1 rRNA gene is annotated in these 1,418 nt (G+C 56.2%); it reads right to left on the bottom strand.

Annotation, left to right across the window (positions count from 1 at the left end):
* Nucleotides 1–21 precede the first annotated feature (21 nt).
* A 23S ribosomal RNA gene (locus tag ACZ7M3_RS52835) occupies nucleotides 22–1,418 on the bottom strand; the annotation flags it as partial.

Here is a 1,418-nt window from a genome sequence, read left to right as displayed (position 1 = left end):
ACACAGTGGACGCGAGCAACTGAGGACAAGCCCTCGGCCTATTAGTACCGGTCACCTCCAGCGGTTACCCGCCTTCCAGATCCGGCCTATCAACCCAGTCGTCTACTGGGAGCCTTAACCCCTCAAAGGGGGTGGGAATACTCATCTCGAAGCAGGCTTCCCGCTTAGATGCTTTCAGCGGTTATCCCTCCCGAACGTAGCCAACCAGCCATGCCCTTGGCAGGACAACTGGCACACCAGAGGTTCGTCCGTCCCGGTCCTCTCGTACTAGGGACAGCCCTTCTCAATATTCCTACGCGCACAGCGGATAGGGACCGAACTGTCTCACGACGTTCTAAACCCAGCTCGCGTACCGCTTTAATGGGCGAACAGCCCAACCCTTGGGACCGACTCCAGCCCCAGGATGCGACGAGCCGACATCGAGGTGCCAAACCATCCCGTCGATATGGACTCTTGGGGAAGATCAGCCTGTTATCCCCGGGGTACCTTTTATCCGTTGAGCGACGGCGCTTCCACAAGCCACCGCCGGATCACTAGTCCCGACTTTCGTCCCTGCTCGACCCGTCGGTCTCACAGTCAAGCTCCCTTGTGCACTTACACTCAACACCTGATTACCAACCAGGCTGAGGGAACCTTTGGGCGCCTCCGTTACTCTTTAGGAGGCAACCGCCCCAGTTAAACTACCCATCAGACACTGTCCCTGATCCGGATCACGGACCCAGGTTAGACATCCAGCACGACCAGAGTGGTATTTCAACGACGACTCCCCCTGAGCTGGCGCTCAGAGTTCAAAGTCTCCCACCTATCCTACACAAGCCGAACCGAACACCAATATCAAACTGTAGTAAAGGTCCCGGGGTCTTTCCGTCCTGCTGCGCGAAACGAGCATCTTTACTCGTAGTGCAATTTCACCGGGCCTATGGTTGAGACAGTCGAGAAGTCGTTACGCCATTCGTGCAGGTCGGAACTTACCCGACAAGGAATTTCGCTACCTTAGGATGGTTATAGTTACCACCGCCGTTTACTGGCGCTTAAGTTCTCAGCTTCGCCACCCCGAAGAGTGACTAACCGGTCCCCTTAACGTTCCAGCACCGGGCAGGCGTCAGTCCGTATACATCGCCTTACGGCTTCGCACGGACCTGTGTTTTTAGTAAACAGTCGCTTCTCGCTGGTCTCTGCGGCCACCCCCAGCTCACGGAGTAAATCCGATCACCGGTGATGGCCCCCCTTCTCCCGAAGTTACGGGGGCATTTTGCCGAGTTCCTTAACCATAGTTCACCCGAACGCCTCGGTATTCTCTACCTGACCACCTGAGTCGGTTTAGGGTACGGGCCGCCATGAAACTCGCTAGAGGCTTTTCTCGACAGCATAGGATCATCCACTTCACCACAATCGGCTCGGCATCAGGTCTCAGACTA

It is taken from the genome of Streptomyces sp. NPDC111656, from assembly GCF_055656965.1.
The sequence above is the reverse complement of the archived record's forward strand: the minus strand, read 5'-3'. Positions and strand labels throughout refer to the sequence as shown.